Raw genomic sequence first — 19115 nt, forward strand, 5'->3', positions numbered from 1 at the left:
CCCCGGCCTGATTACTTTGTGGACGCCTCCAGCCGTGGGAGGCTCTCGCATTCGTTGTGCCTTATAAGTCTTTATAAGAATGCGGTTACTGATTACAGCGTGACGTCGTCAAGCGCGTTGCAAATCTGCGGTGGCAGCGTGAGTTGTTCGGCGGTGAGGTTTTCGCGTAGCTGAGCGCGGTCTCGAGCGCCAACGAGGATCGAGGTGACGCCCGGCCGATCGCGTGCCCAGGAAATCGCTGCGACGGCAGCACTGACGCCGAGCCCCTTGGCTGCGGTGGTCAGAGCACCTGCGACCGTGACGCCGCGTGTGTCGAGGTAGTCCTGTACCTCTGCGTCCGCGTGTTCGGAAGCAGCGCGGGAGTCCTCGGGAATGATGTGCTGGTATTTGGCGGTCAAAACGCCTTGGGCCAGTGGGGCGCCACCGATAAAGCCGAGCCCCAAATGCTCACAGGCGGGCAGTAGTTCAGCCTCAGGGCTTCGCTGGAGCAGCGAGTACTCATGCTGTGCGAACACCGGAGCGATTCGATCCGCGGCGGCATGCGTCACCGCCGCCTGCCAACCGCTGTATCCACGCACTCCGGCGTAACGTACTTTCCCCGTGAGCACAGCCCATTCCAGGGTATCGGCGACCTCTTCCGGTGGGGTCAGCCCATCCCAGTAGCCGGGCGACCACAGATCAATGTGTTCGACGCCGAGGCGTGCGAGCGTATCGTCGAGGTCCTTTTGCAGTGTCTTACGCGAGCAGTCCACGCGCCTGCCGACGGGCCGCTCGGGGTGTATGCCAGATGCGACCGAGAGCACCAATTCGTCGGCGACACCGCGCTTTGCGATGACTGCACCCAGCATGTCGGCAACAGTGTCGCCGCCGTGGAGTGGGGAAGCGTCGACAAGGTTGCCTCCGGCGTCGAGGAAGTCCGTCAGGATGCGTCCGGCTTCGTCTTGCCTGGTACCCGCACCCCAGGTGGCCGTACCCAGCCCCAAGGCGGAGACGCGTAAACCGCTGTTGCCCAGAATTCGTTGTTGCACGATTTTTACTTTAGGACACCCGTGTGCGGTCGCGGGAAAAGTTCCGCGGGAGAGGTCTCGCTATCGCCGCACCGAAACCTCGCTATAGCCACAACACAAACCGGACGAGTAGCCTATACACCCGTGACTATCATGACGACACTAAGCGCCTCAGCGGATACTGCTGCCGATACCGCCGGCACCGGCATGACCTGGGCGCAGACGATCATCCTGTCCGTAGTGCAAGGTTTGACGGAATTTCTCCCGGTGAGTTCCTCGGGGCACCTTCGGATTGTCTCCGAGCTGCTGTGGGGCCAGGACGCCGGCGCATCCTTCACCGCTGTGGTGCAGCTTGGTACCGAATTGGCTGTGTTGGTGTTCTTCGCTAAGGACATCTGGCAGATCCTCACTGGCTGGTTTGCCGGTCTGTTCAATAAGGAAGCCCGCGGTTTCAACTACCGCATGGGGTGGATGGTGATTGTCGGCACGCTGCCGATTGCCATCATCGGCGTGCTGGGGAAGGACCTCATCCGCGATAACCTGCGCAATCTCTGGATTACAGCCGCTGTGTTGGTGCTTTTCTCCTTTGTCTTTATCGCCGCAGAGAAGTTCGGCCGTCGTGAGCGCAACTATGAAGAGCTGACCATGCGAGATGCCATCGTCATGGGTTTCGCGCAGTGCCTGGCGCTCATTCCGGGTGTGTCGCGCTCGGGCGGTACGGTGTCTGCCGGCCTGTTCTTGCACTTGGACCGAGAGGTTGCAACGCGCTTTTCCTTCCTGCTGGCTATCCCCGCTGTTTTCGCTGCTGGAATTTTTTCGCTTCCAGACGCGTTTGACCCTGCGGCGGGACAGGCCGCTAGTGGTGCGCAATTGGCCATCGGTACGCTGATTGCCTTCGTCGTCGGCTATGCGTCTATCGCATGGCTGCTGAAGTTTGTGTCGAACCACTCCTTCGCTTGGTTCGCCGCGTACCGCATCCCGGTCGGTTTGATTGTTATGGTGTTGCTCGGCTTCGGCACGATCAACGCTGTTTAGTGAGGTAGTGAGTATTTAATGCATTCGTGGCCCCAACCACAGGTTCCCAGTCTCGGCGATGCGCGTTTCGATGTGTTCAACCGCGCCAGCAATACAGGTAAGGCGCATTCGCTTGACGACGAAAACTCAACATCGGTACCCCTACGCCTCTACGACACCGCGGATCAGAAGGTCTCCCAGGTGGAAGCGGGACCGGAGGCGACCATGTACGTGTGTGGCATCACACCCTATGACGCCACGCACCTGGGGCACGCAGCAACCTACCTCACCTTTGATCTGATTTACCGTCAGCTGCTGGACAATGGACACTCGGTGCATTACGTGCAGAACATCACCGATGTCGATGACCCGTTGTTCGAACGTGCGGAGCGCGATGGGGTGGACTGGCGCGAGCTGGGCACCTCGCAGATTGATTTGTTTCGCTCGGATATGGAAAACCTGTCGGTGATTCCACCGCGCGACTATATCGGCGCCATTGAGTCCGTGGGCGAGGTCGTGGAAATGGTCGAGAAGCTGCTGGAGAATGGCTCAGCCTACCAGCTCACCGATGACGAGTACCCGGATGTGTACTTCCGCAAGACTGCCACTGAGAACTTTGGTTACGAGTCCAATTACTCGGCAGAGCAGATGGCGGAGTTCTTTGCGGAGCGCGGTGGCGACCCGGATCGCCCGGGCAAGGAGGACCCACTGGACGCGCTGGTGTGGCGTGCCGCTCGCCCCGGGGAGCCAAGCTGGGAGGCTCCTTTTGGTGCGGGCCGGCCGGGTTGGCACATTGAGTGCTCGGCGATTGCCACCAACCGCCTGGGGAAGAGCTTCGACATTCAGGGCGGTGGCTCGGATCTCGCGTTCCCGCACCACGAGTTCTCGGCGGCTCACGCTGAAGCCGCTACTGGCTGTGCACGTATGGCGCGCCATTATGTTCACGCTGGCATGATTGCGCTCGATGGCGTGAAGATGTCCAAGTCGCTGGGCAACCTGGTGTTTGTCTCTAAGCTGGTGGCCGCCGGCGTGGATCCGAGTGCGATTCGTATTGGCGTGTTCGCCAGCCATTACCGCTCTGATCGCGATTGGTCGGACGAGGTGCTGGAGGCGGCCAAGGCACGTCTCGAGACCTGGCGTGCGGCTTGCGCAGCTACTGGGACCGCCACCGATGAGAAGGCTGTGAGCGCGGCAGCGGCACTGGTTGCCGATGTGCGCGCAAGCCTGGCCAATGACTTGGATACGCCGGCTGCGCTGGACGCTATCGATGCCTGGGCTGCGGAGTGGTCCTCGGCTACCGGCAACAAGGCAGAAGCTGGCGGAGCAGAAGAGGCCGCAGAAGCTGGCACAGTAACTGGCGCAGCGGGTGCCGGAGAGTTCGTTGCCACCGCGCTGGACGCGCTGCTTGGCGTTAAACTTTGATCATGAGCAACTCAGACATGTCTGCAGTCGAAGTAACGAAAGAGAACATCGATAAACTAGTTGCCGATTTGCGCATGTTTGCCACCGGCAGCTACCTGCAGCCCGAGGAACGCGAGTTCTGGGAGCCACTTTTTGACGAAGCGGTAGCCGACCAGGTCGGGGAAGTTCTCCGTGAGGCCGCCGCTGGTATTGATCAGGCGGCGGAGCTGGCCGTCGATAAGCGAGAAGAAGCCGCGACGCAGGCGGTAGAGAACTGCCTACAGCGCGTGGCTGCGATTGAGCATGAGCACGGCGGCTCGATTTTTGACGAGGAGCTCGACGAGATTCTCGCCATTATCAATTCCGCAACGAAGGCTGTCGGCTTGGACCTGCCTTCGGTGAAGGCGGAAAGCTACTTCGAGATGGAATAACCAGCCCGATTATCGGCGCGGTTATGAAAGTAGACTAAGGTGTCTACTTATGACTGATCGCCACTCTTCCGAGTTCCTCACCGCACTGCACAGCCGTGTACTCATTGGCGACGGCGCCATGGGTACCCAGCTGCAGTCTTTTGACCTCGACGTTGACGCGGACTTCCTCGGCTACGAGGGCTGTAATGAGATTCTCAATGACACTCGTCCCGACATTATCGAGACGATTCATCGACGCTATTTCGAGGCCGGCGCCGACCTGGTCGAAACCAATACCTTCGGCTGTAACTTCCCAAACCTCGCGGATTACGACATCGAAGACCGTATCCAGGAACTAGCGCACAAGGGCACCGCAATCGCCCGGAAGGTCGCTGACGAAATGGGGCCGGGGCGCGAGGGCATGCGACGCTTTGTCCTCGGTTCGCTGGGCCCGGGCACGAAGCTGCCGTCTTTGGGGCACGCTCCGTACGCTCAGCTTCGCGACGCTTACACGGAGGCCGGACTCGGCATGATTTCCGGTGGCGCGGACGCGTTTTTGATTGAAACCTGTCAGGACTTGCTGCAGGTAAAGGCGGCCGTCAACGGTGTCAAGGCCGCCATGCATCAGACTGAGAAGAAGATTCCGATCGTCGTCCACGTGACTGTCGAGACCACAGGCACCATGCTGATGGGCTCGGAGATTGGTGCAGCCCTGGCAGCGCTGCAGCCGCTGGGTATCGACATGATTGGTCTGAACTGTGCAACGGGTCCGGACGAGATGAGCGAGCACCTGCGCTACCTGTCCAACTTCGCTTCCATCCCGGTATCGGTGATGCCGAATGCGGGTCTACCAGTGCTGGGTAAGAACGGTGCGACCTATCCACTGACCGCCCCAGAGCTGGCCACTGCGCTGCGCGGATTTGTTGAAGAGTTTGGCCTGGCGATGGTCGGTGGCTGCTGTGGTACTACACCGGAGCATGTTTCCGCTGTTCGCGATGCTATTACCGGTGCTGGCGCCTACGCTGAGCAGGGCCCAGCCGTTAAGGCAGCGCGCCCCTCGACGGACCCGGATGCGAAGCCCATCGATGAGGTCGCTTCTCTGTACTCGGCAACCCCGCTGACGCAGACGACCGGCATCACCATGATTGGTGAGCGCACCAACGCCAACGGTTCTAAGGCTTTCCGCGAGGCCATGCTGGCCGGTGATTGGGAGAAGTGCCTTAACACCGCCCGAGGTCAGGTCACTGATGGCGCACACATGATTGACCTGTGTGTCGACTACGTGGGGCGCGACGGTCGCGATGACATGGCAACCCTGGCATCTCAAATCGCCACCTCGGTGACGTTGCCGGTCATGCTGGACTCCACGGAACCGGAAGTTCTTAAGACGGGCCTGGAGCACCTCGGTGGTCGCTGTGCGGTCAACTCTGTGAACTTTGAAGACGGCGATGGCCCTGAGTCGCGCTACCAGCGTATTATGCGCCAGGTTGTTGAGCACGGTGCTGCCGTGGTCGCTTTGACTATCGACGAAGACGGTCAGGCACGTACGAAGGATAAGAAGGTTGCGATTGCCGAGCGCCTCATCGCCGACATCACCGGCACTTGGGGACTGCGCGAGCAGGACATTATTGTCGACTGTCTGACTTTCCCGATTTCCACTGGGCAGGAGGAAACTCGCCGCGACGGCATCGAAACCATCGAAGCCATCCGCGAACTTAAGCGTCGCCACCCGAACGTGCACACCACGCTCGGCCTGTCCAACATCTCCTTCGGTCTGAACCCGGCGGCTCGCCAGGTACTCAACTCGGTGTTCCTCAACGAGTGCATCGAGGCCGGCTTGGACTCCGCCATTGCCCACAGCTCCAAGATCTTGCCGATGAACAAGATCGACGACAAACAGCGCGAAGTCGCTCTCGATATGGTCTACGACCGCCGTCGTGAAGCGGGACATCCTGACGGGGAGTACGACCCACTGCAGGTCTTCATGGAGCTCTTCGAAGGAGTCTCCGCCGCTGACGCTAAGGACGCCCGGGCCGAGAAGCTCGCCGCCATGCCGCTGTTCGACCGCCTGGCGCAGCGCATCATCGACGGCGAGCGCACAGGTATCGAAGCCGACCTCGACGAGGGCATGAAGGAAAAGGAACCGCTGGCGATTGTCAACGAGGACCTGCTGCGCGGCATGCAGACTGTTGGTGACCTCTTCGGTTCCGGCCAGATGCAACTGCCATTCGTGCTGCAGTCGGCCGAGACAATGAAAGCCGCGGTGGGCTACCTTGAGAGCTTCATGGATGCCGAGGACGCCACGGGATCCAAGGGCTCGATTGTGCTGGCCACGGTGAAGGGCGATGTCCACGACATCGGCAAGAACCTGGTGGAGATTATTCTCTCCAACAACGGCTACACCGTCCATAACCTGGGCATTAAGCAGCCGATTGCCACGATTCTGTCTGCCGCCAAGGAACTGGATGTCGATGCCATCGGCATGTCCGGCCTGCTGGTGAAGTCCACTGTGGTGATGAAGGACAACCTGCTGGAGATTAACTCCGCCGGCGACGCCACCCGATTCCCGGTGCTGCTCGGCGGTGCCGCGCTCACGCGCAGCTACGTCGAGGACGACCTGTCCGAGCTCTACCACGGTGATGTCTACTACGGCAGGGATGCCTTCGAGGGACTGCGCATCATGGACGAGCTGATGTTAGCAAAGAAGGGTCTGGCTCCGGACGAGAATTCGCCTGAAGCCATCGCCGCCCGCGAGAAGAAGGAAGCTCGTCGAGCTCGCCGGGAGCGCTCCAAGCGCATCGCCGCGCAGCGCGCCGCCAAGGCTGCCGCCGAAGCCCCCGAGGTGCCGGAGCGTTCCGACGTCGCCAGCGATGTCCCTGTTGCAACACCGCCGTTCTGGGGAACCCGCATCGTCAAGGGTCTGCCTCTCGACGACTACCTGACCACCCTCGATGAACGCGCCCTGTTCATGGGACAGTGGGGTCTGCGTGGCACCCGTGGCAATGAGGGCCCGAGCTACGAGGAGCTGGTCGAATCCGACGGTCGTCCACGCTTCCGCGCATGGCTGCAGCGCCTGCGTGCGGAAAACATTCTCCAGCATGCGGCTGTGGTCTACGGCTACTTCCCGGCAGTTTCTGAGGGCGATACCGTGCATGTACTGCCGCTGCCTGCAGAAGGGGAGCAGCCTGACCCCACAGCGGAGCCAGTGGTGTCGTGGACCTTCCCGCGCCAGCAGCGCGGTCGCTTCCTGTGTATTGCTGACTTCATCCGCTCGCGCGAAGATGCCATCGCTACGGGGCAGACCGACGTCATGCCGTTCCAGCTGGTGACCATGGGACAGCCCATCGCTGACTTCGCCAACGATATTTACGCCAAGAACGAATACCGCGACTACCTGGAGGTTCACGGTATCGGTGTGCAGCTCACCGAGGCGCTGGCCGAGTACTGGCACCAGCGCATTCGCTCCGAGCTCGCGTTCTCCGACGGCACAAGTGTTGGCGCGGAAGACTCCGACGATACCCAGGACTTCTTTGACCTGAAGTACCGTGGCGCTCGTTACTCCTTCGGCTATGGTTCCTGCCCGGATCTGACCTTCCGTCAGGGCATGATTGACCTGCTGCAGCCGGAGCGCATCGGCGTGGAACTCTCTGAGGAGCTCCAGCTGCACCCAGAGCAGTCCACCGATGCGTTCGTGCTCTACCACCCGGAAGCGAAGTACTTCAACGTGTAGCTTCGCGTTATCCTTGCGGTCGCACCAGCAAGGTCTGCATGCTGCGGCCAATGGGGCCGTGCACATCGTAGAGCTCGCCCGCAGTCATGCCGATTCCGTCCGGACCAATGGAACCGCGGGCGGCGATGCCAACCCAGCCGCCGTCTTCCGGCTGCGACTCCGATTCCGCCGACTGCTCCGATGGGCCAAGCTGGGGGAGTCGGTGCAGGTGAACCACTAAGTCGGTATTCATAAACGCCCACTGATGCGGGCTCAGCGTGGCTCCGACACCGTTGGCGGTATCAGCTACCTGCATGACTCGCTCCACCGCAGTCGGCTCCTCCCCGAGCACGATTGGGTATGTCGCGCGAACCCAGTGAATCTGCGTCTCGGCCAGCTCTTCCGTCGCACCTGCGCGGGCTTCAATCGATTCGATGTATCCGCCACTCCAGTCGTCGGTAAGCGGAATGTACTCGGCGCTGCATTCCTCAGGCCCGGGCACCTGCTTGTCGAATGCACGCTCAATATCCCGCGTATCCGCAGTGGCCATCATCCACGCGGACGCGGTGGCAACGGGCCGCCAGGCACCCTTGACGTCGGCAAGCAATTCGGCTTCGACCTTGGCGATCTGCCGCCCCGGGCGCGAGACCCATGACCGCGCGCGCAGCTCCGTGTACGGTACAGCCGACAACAGATCCACGGCGATGCGAGTAATACGCATTCTCTCGCTTTCCAGGCGCCTGCGCTCCAACATGCGTGTCAGCAGCGCCGACGGTGGCGCACCGTGCTGAAACGGCCCCCACGCCCCGTAAGTGAAGCTGGTGGGCATGAAGCGCTCGTAGCTGAGCTCGCCTTCGGTGACCGCGCCGAGCGGTATAAAGTACGCCTCGGGCTGGTCGATTGCCTGGGCGAGTGAATCTTCAGTGGTTGTCATAGCGAGTCGATGCCTTTCATTCGCGCGGGGACACGTTCATGCGGTGGTTGCATGCAGCACCGCGACATACTTTCCTTTCTAAAACTCTAAACCCAAATCCGGCGGCTTTGCTGACATAATCGCCAAATGCTTGTTTGCCTGGCATAGTCGCATGGTGTGAAAGCAATTTTGTGGGACATGGACGGCAGCCTCATCAACACGGAACCCCTGTGGGAGATTGCCACGTACGACCTCTCGGAATTCGTAGGCCGTCGCCTGACTCCGGAGTTGCGCATGCAGTGCGTCGGCAACACGCTCTGGGACACGCTGTCGATTTGTGCTGATCATGCGGGACGCACGCTTGACGACGAGCTGTTTTCCTCGGGCTCCCAATTCGTCGAAAACCGCTTCACAGAATTGGTTCTAGAGCATGGGGTGGAGTGGCGCCCGGGTGTGCCGGAGATTTTGGACCAGGCCCGAGCTGTTGACATTCCGGTGGTGTTGGTGACCAATACTCGCCGACACGTGGCGCAACCCTGCATTGATGTCATGGGGGAGCAGCACTTCGCGGCAACAGTGTGTAGCGATGAGGTGGCCAACGGCAAGCCGGCACCGGATCCGTACTTGCGTGGCGCAGAGCTCGCCGGATTTGCGCCAGAGGACTGCCTGGCTATCGAAGACTCCTCAACGGGGGTGCGCTCTGCACTCACTGCGGGATGCACGGTGGTGTGGAATCCAATGCCGGATGTGAGCGTTTCGCAAGCTGATGTGAAGACGCTAGTACCCCCGGCGCGCTTCATTTCGGGCAATTTGGATACCTCGAATTTGGGCTTATTGCGGGCTGCTTTCGCGGGCGAGTAGACGACATGGAACAATAGACCAGGTGAAGAACTTTGATGACCTGTTTGCAGAGCTGAAGGAAAAAGCACAGTCGCGTCCCGAGGGATCGGGCACAGTCAAGGCACTAGACGCTGGTGTGCATTTCCAGGGCAAGAAAATTGTCGAAGAAGCCGGTGAGGTCTGGCTTGCAGCTGAGCACGAATCTGACGAAGCCCTCGCAGAGGAGATTTCGCAGCTGTTGTACTGGCTGCAGGTGGTCATGGTCGGTCGCGGGCTGAGCCCCGAGGATGTTTACAAGTACCTGTAGGAGAAATCAACACCATGCTGCGTATTGCCGTGCCCAACAAGGGATCGCTGTCCGAGGCGGCAGTCGAAATCCTGAAGGAAGCTGGTTACCCGGGTCGAGGCGACTCCAAGAGCCTGACCATCCACGACGAAGCCAACGACATTGAGTTTTTCTTCCTCCGCCCGAAGGATATTCCCATCTATGTTGGCAACGGTCATCTGGATTTGGGCATCACCGGCCGCGACCTGGCCGCTGACTCGCTGGCTCCGGTCGATGAGGTTCTGAATCTGGGCTTCGGCGCCTCGACTTTCCGCTACGCCGCCCCAGCCGATGAGGAGTGGACCGTAGAAGCTCTGGAGGGCAAGCGCATTGCCACCTCGTACCCGAATCTGGTGCGCGAAGACCTGAAGGCTCACGGCATTAACGCCACCGTCATTCGCCTTGATGGTGCAGTGGAGATTTCCATCCGCTTGGGAGTTGCCGACGTTATCGCCGACGTTGTCTCCACCGGCCGCACGCTGCGTAAGCAGGGGTTGAAGCCATTCGGCGATGTTTTGGTCAGCTCTGAGGCAGTTGTTGTCGGACGCAAGGGTGTGGAGGTCACCGAGGAGCAGCAGGTGTTCCTGCGTCGTATGACCGGCATTCTGCATGCCAAGACGTACTTGATGATTGACTACAACATCCGTGCGTCTGCGCTGGAAGAGGCATCCAAGCTCACCCCGGGTCTGTCTGGCCCGACCGTGTCGCCGCTGGCTAACGAAGATTGGGTAGCAGTTCGCGCGCTAGTCCCGAAGGCAGAGGCCAACCCGCTCATGGATGCCCTGGCGAAGATTGGTGCCGAGGCAATCTTGGCCTCGAATATCCGCATCGCGCGTATCTAGTGGAAGCTTGACCTGCTCGAGGGGTGAGGTGGGGGGGGAGGACCAACCATCTCGAGCGGGGACGCCACCTCGAGCGGGGGCACCATCTCACGCCGGGAGCTGTCCACTGCATTTTCACATCCACCTACCTCGACGTAGGTAGTAGGCTTAGCACTAAGCGTGCGCACGGCGTTAGCCGTACTGACATAGCCCCCTTATGCCGGAAAAGCGGCAGCTGCGCCAGCGCTGTAGTTTTGACGGTGTAACCAAGCAGCACCACGAATTGTGGTTCACACGAATTGTGGTTCATAAGACTGCGCCTACGAGAAGGGATCATGTCCATATGTCCGCAACGCGTACCGAGGTCGACTTGCTTGGATCGATGGAGGTTCCGGCAGAGGCTTACTACGGCATCCACACCCTGCGCGCAATCGACAACTACCAAATCTCAGGCAAGACCATCAACGATGTGCCCGAATTCATTCGTGGCATGGTGATGGTGAAGAAGGCCACGGCCATTGCCAACCAGCGCGTCCACACGCTGCCCAGCGATGTTGCAGACATCATCGTCGCCGCATGTGATGAAATCCTGGAAAAGGGACGCTGCATGGATCAGTTTCCAATCGATGTCTTCCAGGGTGGAGCTGGCACCAGTCTCAACATGAACACCAACGAGGTCATCGCTAACCTCGCTCTGGAACTGCTCGGTCTGGAAAAGGGCCGATACGACGTCATTCACCCCAACGATGATGTCAACCAGTGCCAGTCAACCAACGACGCCTACCCAACGGGTTTCCGTCTTGCTATCCACATGTCGCTGCTGAGCCTGCAGAAGCACTTCGATTCCCTGGTTGAGGCCCTACATGCTAAGGGTGATGAATTCAACGACATCATCACAATGGGCCGCACGCAGCTGCAGGACGCCGTTCCCATGACCCTGGGACAGGTTTTCCACGCATTTGCCCACAACCTTGAGGAAGAGCAGGAGTCCATCGCAACTGCGTCGGCACGCCTGCTGCAAATCAACCTGGGAGCAACCGCTATCGGTACCGGTGTGAATGCGCCGGCGGGCTACCGCGAGGCCGTGACCCAGGCGCTGCGTGAGGTCAGTGGCTTCAAGGTGACCTCTGCGAAGGACCTAATTGAAGCCACCAGCGATACCGGCGCCTACGTCAGCGTGCATGCATGCCTGAAGCGCGCAGCCATGAAGATCTCCAAGATGTGCAACGACCTGCGCCTGCTGGCATCGGGTCCACGAGCCGGACTGAATGAAATCAACCTGCCGGAGCGCGCTGCTGGCTCCTCGATTATGCCGGCAAAGGTCAACCCGGTAATTCCGGAGGTCGCGAACCAGGCCTGCTTCAAGGTCTTCGGCAACGACGTGACCCTCACTTGGGCAGCCGAGGCCGGTCAGTTGCAGCTAAACGTGATGGAGCCTGTCATCGGCGCATGTCTCTTCGAGTCGATTGAACTACTGCGCAGCGCCACCGACACTCTGCGCGACAAATGCATTACCGGCATCACCGCTAACCCGGAAGTGTGCCGCGGCTATGTGGAAAACTCCATCGGTATCGTGACCTACCTGAATCCGGTCATTGGCCATCACGAGGGCGATATGGTCGGCAAGGAAGCCGCTCGCACCGGCCGCTCCGTCCGCGACATTGTCCTTGAACGTGAGCTGATGGACGAGAAGGAGCTCAACCACGTCCTGAGCACCGAGAACCTCATGCACCCGGAATATCGGGGTAAGCGCTACGTGGCAGGGGAGTCTCGCCTCGACGATTTGTCCTAAGCGGCAACAAGCCTAACGAGTGACTTTTCGCAGATACACATGTTAGTTGCCGTCCAAATCTTTATCGTTCTAGCAGCGATCCTCCTTGGAGCGCGTCTAGGTTCAATTGCTATCGGATTCGCCGGTGGGCTGGGCGTTTTGGCGCTTGGCATCACCGGGGTCCCGGTCACCAAAGACGACATTCCGTTCGATGTCATCGGCATCATTATGTCGGTAATCGCGGCAATTGCCGCTATGCAGAGGGCCGGAGGCATGGACTATCTCGTCCACATTGCCGAACGGTTGTTGCGCAAAAACCCGCGGCACATCACCTACTGGGCCCCGGTTGTCACCTACCTGATGACCCTGTTCGCCGGCACCGGCCACACCGCATTTTCCACCCTCCCAGTTATCGCCGAAGTATCCAAGGAAGGAGGCGTTCGCCCGTCCCGCCCGCTGTCCGTGGCGGTCATCGCATCTCAGTTGGCGATTACGGCATCACCCATTTCAGCGGCTGTAGTGCTCATGGCTTCGCTCATGGAACCCCGCGGCGTTGGTTATCTCACACTCCTGACGATTCTCATTCCTTCGACGTTCCTCGCCATCCTTCCGACCGCCTTTGTCACGAATCACCTAGGCAAAGAGCTTGACGACGATCCGGAGTATCAAAGCCGCTTGGAAAAGGGGTTGGTCTCTAAGCCACGTGGCCAGATGAGTGAATACATACCAACCAAGTCGGCCAAGTGGTCGGTGGCGATTTTCCTTCTCTCGATTCTCGCAGTGATGGTCTACGCGACCATCAGCACTGAGCAGGTCGGTCTCATCGCTGATCCCACGCTTCCACGAAACGAGGCGATCATGTCGATCATGTTGACCGCCGCTACCGTTATCGTGCTTGCCTGCAAGCTGGACGCGGCAACGATTTTGAACACCCCAGTGTTTAAATCGGGCATGTCCGCCAGCGTCTGCGTTCTCGGTGTGGCGTGGCTGGGAACCACAATTATCAACCACTACATCGACGACATTAAGACCGCGTCCGGCAGCCTACTGACCACGATGCCGTGGATGCTGGCAATCGTGCTCTTCTTCGCGGCCGCATTGCTGTACTCGCAGGCGGCCACGGCAAAGGCCATCATGCCCGCTGCACTCGCGGTGGGAGTTTCTCCCATCACTGCGATTGCTTCCTTCGCAGCGACTTCCGCGCTATTCGTACTGCCTACTTACCCGACGCTCCTTGCCGCGGTGGAGATGGACGACACTGGCACAACCCGAATTGGCAAATACGTGTTTAACCACTCGTTCATCATCCCAGGAACCTTATGTATTGCCCTGTCCGTCGCGTTCGGATTCGCCTTCGGCAGCGCACTGCTGTAGTGGGGGACTACCTAAAACACCGCATAGAGAAACTGACTAGGTTTATGACAAAATCGAAGCTGTGAATTCCATTCACCTGTCATAAACCTAGTCAGTAACTTTTACTGGCACCGTTACCGCCGACGGCGGCACCCCGCGAAAGCTAACATCGCCGCGAGAGCCACCGCCATCCGCAGCTTTTACTCAGCGCCACCATCGCCGACAGCACCCGGCCAACCGGGGTACTCCGGGGTGACCCCGCCATAGGCAGGGCACAGCTCCTGGAAAGAACACCATCCGCAGAGTTTGGACTTCTTCGGCACAAAGTCACCGTTTTCACCGTCGCGCACGATCGCCGACCACAAGTCGGCAATCTCCGCTTGGAAGGCCTCTAATTCCGCCGAGGTGGGGCTGAGCACCAGGTCATCGGCAACCTTCAGGTACATCAACCGCAGCTGTTCCGGGATACGACCGGTGAGTCGCCACCACACCAGCGCGTAAAACCGCATCTGGAAGAGCGCCTCATCCTGGAAGCGAGGAGAGGGCTTCTTGCCCGTCTTGTAGTCGACAATCCGGACCTCACCGGTCGGGGCAATATCGACGCGGTCGATAAAACCACGAAGTGGCACCGACAACGGCACAGTCTGATCTGCATCCGGATCGATAACCAGCTGAACGAACTTTTCCATCTCGGCAGCATCGAAGCCCATGGGGTTTTCCATCATGAAATATCCCTTGAGCAGGCCGCGGCATTCGACCAGGAAGTCGTAGTAATCATCCTCCGGAACTAGCTCAATCAGTTCCTCGTCCTTTGCACGCATGTCCTCCCAGGTCGGCTTCAGACGCTTCACCGCCGCTGGGTAAGTGCGTTCTTCACGGGGCCAGGCATGCATCTGTTCGAGCACAGCATGCACCAACGTGCCCTTGACCTGCGCGACAGTCGACGGCTCCGGAATCTTGTCAATCGCACGGAACCGGTACTTCAGCGGGCACTGGCGGTAGTCATTAGCTCTCGACGGCGACAGCGCCAACTTAGAGCGGCGGGAAGGTTGAACTGCTGACTTAGAACTTTGGGCATTGTCGGGCATACTAGCCAGGTTAGAGTACCGCCCGGATTTGGCTGCACCCGACATGACCCGACCCAACCAAACCCCAAAAGGAGCCCACACACCTATGGCATTGAGCGGACCATTCCAAGTCGGCGACCGAGTCCAGCTGACTGACTCGAAGAATCGCCACTTCACCGTCATCCTCGAGGAGGGTGGCAAGTTCTTCACCCATCGCGGCACCATCCTCCACGACGACCTCATCGGCGCCAAGGAAGGCACCACCGTCACCTCCAGCGAAGGCACCGTCTACCTGGCCATGCGTCACTTGCTGGTCGATTACGTCCTGTCCATGCCGCGCGGTGCTGCGGTGATTTACCCGAAGGATGCTGCACAGATCATCGTCGAGGGCGACATCTTCCCAGGTGCGCGCGTGTTGGAGGCCGGCGCTGGCTCCGGCGCGCTCAGCCTCAACCTGCTCCGCGCCATCGGCGCTGACGGGCAGCTTATTTCCTACGAGGTCCGCGAGGACCACATCGAGCACGCGGAACGCAACGTTGTCGACTTCATGGGTCACAAGCCCGACAACTGGGACTTGCGCCTGGGCGATCTCAACGAGGCCTCCGTCGAGTCGCTCGGCGGCCCGGTCGACCGAGTCATTCTGGACATGCTCGCTCCATGGGAATGCCTGGACACCGTTTCGAAGGTTCTTCAGCCTGGCGGCGTGCTCATGGTCTATGTCGCCACTGTTCCGCAGCTAATGAAGGTCATGGAGGGCATCCGCGCGCAGAAGTGCTTCACCGAACCACGCGCCTGGGAATCCCTGGTCCGCGACTGGAATGTTCAGGATCTCTCCGTCCGCCCGGCGCACCGTATGCAGGCACATACCGCATTCCTGGTGTGGGCACGCAGGCTTGCCGACGGCACGGTGCCTCCGCGCCCACAGCGACGAAATCAAAAGAAGCTCTAGACCCGCCGCTACCCGCTGGGAGGTGTAGCCGTCGTAACGTGATGCGACACACGGTCTAAATCGACCAAGCAACAACGGCATCTGGCCCTATGGGTAATCTGGGATACATGACAACGCCGTCTGACAAAATCCGTGATCTTGAGCAGAAGAACTACAACCTCGGCATTCGTAATAATCGCCTGGTTGAGCTGTTGCGGGACTCCCGTAACAAGCTAGAGCTACTGCGCCAAGACATGGAGGACATGCTGGAGCCGCCTAGCACGTACGGTATTTTCCTTAAGCCAGGACCGGAGAAGGGCACCGCAGAGGTGTTTACCGGAAATCGACGGATGCGCCTGCGGGTGCAGCCGGAGATTAACGAGCGGGCGCTTCGGCCGGGCGCGCAGGTGCGTCTGAATGAGGGCTCGATAATCGTGGAGGACTGCGGTTATCCGGAAAGCGGCGACATCGCCAATGTTCGTGAGGTGCTGCCGGATCGGGAGCGCATTTTGGCCTCGGATACTCACGGTGAGGAATTCGTGGTGTCTCTGGCGGGGGATCTGTCGCCGAAGCCGGGGGACTCGGTGATGATTGACCGCAAGTCGGGCTATGCGTTTGAGGTCATTCCGAAGTCCGAGGTGGAAAACCTGGTGCTGGAAGAGGTACCGGATGTCACCTACACGGATATCGGTGGTCTGGATAGTCAGATTGAGCAGATTCACGACGCCGTGGAGATGCCGTTCCTGCAGCCAGAACTGTTTGAGCAATACAACCTGCGTCCTCCGAAGGGTGTGCTGCTCTACGGCCCTCCCGGCAATGGTAAGACGCTGATTGCCAAGGCTGTGGCTAATTCGTTGGCTCGCAAGATTGCGCTATCCCGAGGTAAAACCGAGTCGGAGGCGCAGCGGGCGCAGTCGTACTTCTTGAATGTCAAGGGCCCGGAGCTGCTGAACAAGTTCGTGGGTGAGACCGAGCGTCAGATTCGCCTGATTTTTGACCGCGCTCGCGACATTGCCGAGGATGGCAAGCCGGTAATTGTCTTCTTCGATGAGATGGACTCGATTTTCCGCACTCGTGGTTCGGGCATCTCCTCGGATATGGAAAACACAGTGGTCCCGCAGCTGCTCAGTGAACTTGACGGTGTGGAGGGGCTGGAAAACGTCATCGTGATTGGTGCCACCAACCGCGAGGAGATGATTGACCCGGCAATTCTGCGCCCAGGACGCTTGGATGTGAAAATCCGCATTGAGCGCCCGAATGAGGCTGCGGCGAAGGATATCTTCCGCAAGTACTTGACTCCAGAGCTGCCGTATAAAGCAGCCGAGGTGGAAGCGCGCGGTGGGGTGGAGCAGAGTGTCGCACACCTCATTGACCAGGTTGTTGAGCGGATGTACGCCAAGACGGAAGAAAACGAGTACGTGCGGATTCGCTATGCCGATGGCACCAGCGAAGTTATGTACTACCGCGATTTCAACTCCGGCGCGATGATTTCCAACATCGTCGACCGTGCGAAGAAGTCCGCCATCAAGTCGGTTATCGCTGGCGGCGAGGCTGGTATTAGCTTGGATCACCTGCTGTCCGCCGTGGCGGAGGAGTTCGCGCAGAACGAGGACCTGCCAAACACCTCGAACCCGGATGAGTGGGCTCGCATCTCCGGTCGTCCAGCGGCGCGCGTTGCCTCGGTCGAGGTGATTCGCCATGGCTAAATCCGCTGCGAAGTCCGCTGCTAACTCTGCTGCAAACCCCGCACAGCCGAGCCGCTTCTTTGGCACCGAAATTGAGTACGGCATTTCCAGCCCGGGCAACCCGGATGTCAGCCCAATTCTCACCTCCACGCAGGCCGTGCTGGCTTTCGCGCACGAGCAGGAGGAGGGCCTGTCGGGGCGCATCCGCTGGGACTACGCACCGGAGTCGCCATTGCGCGACAGCCGTGGCTTTGACCTGCGCCGCTACCACCAGCCACCGATTGTGGATCCAAACGCCGTTGGCGCTGCAAACCTGCTGGTGCAGAATGGTGCCCGTTTCTACGTCGACCACGCACACCCGGAATACTCCTCACCGGAGACGGCAACTGCCCGCGAAGCGGTCATCGCTGACCGTGCAGGTGACAAGATTATGCTGCGGGCAGCTCAGCTTGCCGCAGAAGCCACCGATGCCGAAGGCAACCCCGGCCCGGTGCTCAAGCTCTACCGCAACAATGTCGATGGCAAGGGTGCCTCGTATGGCGCCCACGAGAACTACCTTTTCTCCCGGGAAACCGAGTTCGATGACATTGTCGTCGGTCTGACGCCGTTTTTCGTCACCCGCCAGGTGTTCACAGGCGCTGGTCGCGTTGGTCTGGGACAGACGGGACAGGAGTCGGGTTTCCAGATTTCGCAGCGCGCGGACTACATCGAGACCGAAGTCTCACTGGAGACCACTTTGAACCGCGGCATCATCAACACCCGCGATGAACCACACGCCGACTCCGATCGCTTCCGCCGCCTGCACGTCATCATCGGTGATGCCAACATGAGTGAGGTCGCCACCTTCCTCAAGCTGGGCACCACAGGTTTGGTCATTGACGCCATCGAGGACGGCGTGCGTTTCGACGATCTGCAGCTCCGCAACCCCGTCGAGGCGGTCCATAAGGTCTCCCGAGACCTAACCTGCACCGAGAAGCTGCAGCTGGCGGACCATGTCACCTGGATGTCCGCGGTGGAAACGCAGTACGAGTACCTGCGTCGCGTGGAGAGCTACGATCAGCAGGGCGACGTCGTCAAGCTCTGGCGTGAAGTGCTCGACGTGCTTGCCGACGACCCCCGCAAGGCAGCCCACCTGCTGGATTGGGTGGCGAAATACAACCTCATGGAGGGCTTGCGTACCCGCCTGGGCGCAGGCTGGGATCACCCGAAGTTGGCGCTGATTGATATTCAGTACTCGGATATTGATCCGACTCGTGGCCTGTACCATGCGCTGGTACGCCGCGGTTCGATGCGCACGCTCGTGTCCGAGGAAGAAGTCAACCGCGCGGTTGAATATGCGCCGGAATCCACGCGTGCGTATGTGCGCGGTGGCATTTTGCGCCGCTTTGGCAAGGATGTCGTCGCGGGCAGTTGGACCAGCTTAGTGGTGGACACTTCGGGGGTGTATCGGCGCACTCGTGACGTGGAGTCGCCTGGAATTACGCTGGCCTACATTACGCTGGATGAAGTTGACCGTTTCACTGCCGCTGATTGCGGTGAGGTGTTGGAGTCGGCAGAGACAGTGGCCGAGGTGGTCGAGCATCTGCGTACGCTCGGAGCTGTCCGCGAACAATAGACACGCATAGTGCGGTAATAGGCAGTAATACTCAAAAGTTCATTTTTAAGGAGCAATATCATGGCTGGTAACACTCAGGTTTTCGGCGGCGGTTCCGGCGGAGGCGACGAGGAAGAGTTCGGCGAGGTCGCTGGCGGCGGTCAGGCACAGGAGCACGTTGCAGCTGCTGACGACCTGTTGGATGAAATTGATGGTCTGCTGGAGAACAACGCCGAGGAGTTCGTGCGTTCGTACGTCCAGAAGGGTGGCCAGTAAG

Annotated in this window: 16 protein-coding genes; 13 read left to right on the forward strand and 3 right to left on the reverse strand. The window is 59.7% G+C overall.

Annotation, left to right across the window (positions count from 1 at the left end):
• Window positions 1-92: 92 nt before the first annotated feature.
• Window positions 93-1028, reverse strand: coding sequence for an aldo/keto reductase (locus HMPREF3053_RS07215; RefSeq protein ID WP_016422785.1), 936 nt, complete (start codon window positions 1026-1028; stop codon window positions 93-95).
• Window positions 1029-1160: 132 nt separating this feature from the next.
• On the opposite strand from HMPREF3053_RS07215, the gene HMPREF3053_RS07220 reads away from it, so the two are divergent.
• The 4 genes from HMPREF3053_RS07220 to metH are packed head-to-tail and all read left to right on the forward strand — an operon-like array spanning window position 1161 to window position 7562.
• Window positions 1161-2042: an undecaprenyl-diphosphate phosphatase gene (locus HMPREF3053_RS07220; RefSeq protein WP_040361409.1), complete on the forward strand. Its 882-nt coding sequence runs from the start codon at window positions 1161-1163 to the stop codon at window positions 2040-2042.
• A gap of 18 nt (window positions 2043-2060) precedes the next feature.
• Complete coding sequence (gene mshC / locus HMPREF3053_RS07225; RefSeq protein ID WP_070767486.1) at window positions 2061-3443, forward strand: cysteine--1-D-myo-inosityl 2-amino-2-deoxy-alpha-D-glucopyranoside ligase; 1383 nt, start codon at window positions 2061-2063, stop codon at window positions 3441-3443.
• 2 nt (window positions 3444-3445) lie between these two features.
• Window positions 3446-3853, forward strand: coding sequence for a hypothetical protein (locus HMPREF3053_RS07230; protein ID WP_070601435.1), 408 nt, complete (start codon window positions 3446-3448; stop codon window positions 3851-3853).
• Window positions 3854-3902: 49 nt separating this feature from the next.
• Window positions 3903-7562 carry a methionine synthase gene (gene metH / locus HMPREF3053_RS07235; protein ID WP_070767487.1) on the forward strand — a complete coding sequence of 1220 codons (3660 nt, stop codon included), beginning with the start codon at window positions 3903-3905 and terminating at the stop codon, window positions 7560-7562.
• Window positions 7563-7569: 7 nt separating this feature from the next.
• Here metH and HMPREF3053_RS07240 read toward each other — a convergent pair whose 3' ends face one another.
• Window positions 7570-8475 carry a thioesterase family protein gene (locus HMPREF3053_RS07240; protein WP_070767488.1) on the reverse strand — a complete coding sequence of 302 codons (906 nt, stop codon included), beginning with the start codon at window positions 8473-8475 and terminating at the stop codon, window positions 7570-7572.
• Between the two features lie 156 nt (window positions 8476-8631).
• On the opposite strand from HMPREF3053_RS07240, the gene HMPREF3053_RS07245 reads away from it, so the two are divergent.
• From HMPREF3053_RS07245 to HMPREF3053_RS07265, 5 genes are all read left to right on the forward strand, one after another.
• Window positions 8632-9315, forward strand: a complete 684-nt coding sequence (locus HMPREF3053_RS07245) for an HAD family hydrolase (RefSeq protein WP_083317229.1) — start codon at window positions 8632-8634, stop codon at window positions 9313-9315.
• Between the two features lie 22 nt (window positions 9316-9337).
• On the forward strand, window positions 9338-9601 hold the full coding sequence (locus HMPREF3053_RS07250; protein WP_005510825.1) for a phosphoribosyl-ATP diphosphatase: 264 nt from the start codon (window positions 9338-9340) through the stop codon (window positions 9599-9601).
• 14 nt (window positions 9602-9615) lie between these two features.
• Window positions 9616-10461, forward strand: a complete 846-nt coding sequence (hisG, locus tag HMPREF3053_RS07255; RefSeq protein WP_070767490.1) for an ATP phosphoribosyltransferase — start codon at window positions 9616-9618, stop codon at window positions 10459-10461.
• A 322-nt stretch (window positions 10462-10783) separates the two neighbouring features.
• A complete protein-coding gene (aspA, locus tag HMPREF3053_RS07260) occupies window positions 10784-12232 on the forward strand; it encodes an aspartate ammonia-lyase (protein WP_070767491.1) in 1449 nt (482 codons plus the stop codon).
• A 39-nt stretch (window positions 12233-12271) separates the two neighbouring features.
• Window positions 12272-13585 (forward strand): anaerobic C4-dicarboxylate transporter, encoded by a 1314-nt coding sequence (locus HMPREF3053_RS07265; protein WP_070767492.1) that lies wholly within the window; start codon window positions 12272-12274, stop codon window positions 13583-13585.
• A 179-nt stretch (window positions 13586-13764) separates the two neighbouring features.
• Here HMPREF3053_RS07265 and HMPREF3053_RS07270 read toward each other — a convergent pair whose 3' ends face one another.
• Window positions 13765-14652: a RecB family exonuclease gene (locus HMPREF3053_RS07270; RefSeq protein WP_070567070.1), complete on the reverse strand. Its 888-nt coding sequence runs from the start codon at window positions 14650-14652 to the stop codon at window positions 13765-13767.
• An 85-nt stretch (window positions 14653-14737) separates the two neighbouring features.
• On the opposite strand from HMPREF3053_RS07270, the gene HMPREF3053_RS07275 reads away from it, so the two are divergent.
• The 4 genes from HMPREF3053_RS07275 (at window position 14738) to HMPREF3053_RS07290 (ending at window position 19114) form a co-directional block, all read left to right on the forward strand.
• The gene (locus HMPREF3053_RS07275; RefSeq protein WP_049170556.1) at window positions 14738-15580 is read left to right on the forward strand and encodes a tRNA (adenine-N1)-methyltransferase; all 843 of its coding nucleotides are present in this window, start codon (window positions 14738-14740) and stop codon (window positions 15578-15580) included.
• Between the two features lie 107 nt (window positions 15581-15687).
• A complete protein-coding gene (gene arc / locus HMPREF3053_RS07280) occupies window positions 15688-17265 on the forward strand; it encodes a proteasome ATPase (protein WP_246819388.1) in 1578 nt (525 codons plus the stop codon).
• Window positions 17258-18859, forward strand: a complete 1602-nt coding sequence (gene dop / locus HMPREF3053_RS07285; protein WP_083317230.1) for a depupylase/deamidase Dop — start codon at window positions 17258-17260, stop codon at window positions 18857-18859. Before arc ends, dop begins: the two co-directional genes overlap by 8 nt.
• A gap of 60 nt (window positions 18860-18919) precedes the next feature.
• Entirely contained in the window at window positions 18920-19114 is a 195-nt protein-coding gene (locus HMPREF3053_RS07290) for a ubiquitin-like protein Pup (protein WP_005510795.1), read from the forward strand.
• Window position 19115: the final 1 nt, after the last annotated feature.

The organism is Corynebacterium sp. HMSC064E07 (genome assembly GCF_001815745.1).
Taxonomy (GTDB): domain Bacteria; phylum Actinomycetota; class Actinomycetes; order Mycobacteriales; family Mycobacteriaceae; genus Corynebacterium; species Corynebacterium jeikeium_D.